Origin of the sequence: Neisseria sp. HMSC068C12, assembly GCF_001814095.1 — a bacterium.
In the GTDB taxonomy this organism is placed as follows: domain Bacteria; phylum Pseudomonadota; class Gammaproteobacteria; order Burkholderiales; family Neisseriaceae; genus Neisseria; species Neisseria perflava.
In genome coordinates this window covers 1-203 of sequence record NZ_KV814802.1, presented here as the reverse complement: position 1 = coordinate 203, position 203 = coordinate 1, and the positions used below count along the sequence as shown (strand labels likewise).

Sequence of the window (203 nt, the reverse complement as noted above, 5' to 3'; positions counted from 1 at the left end):
CCCCATGGGTCGTCTGAAAAGCCAGCGTACCGTCTGGAGCGGCACACAAACACCCCGCAGCAAACAAAACCCGCTGGCCGGCGGCGCCGTCAACCGCCGCTACGCCTACGACAAAGCCGGCAACCTGATCCAAAGCGCCGACCAAAGAAGCGGCGTCCTTAATTACGTCTACGACAAAATCGGACGGATTCAAGAAGCCCGCA

General features: G+C 60.1%; 1 pseudogene. It reads left to right on the top strand.

Annotation, left to right across the window (positions count from 1 at the left end):
* Nucleotides 1-203, top strand: a pseudogene (locus tag HMPREF2952_RS11475) (hypothetical protein); the annotation flags it as partial.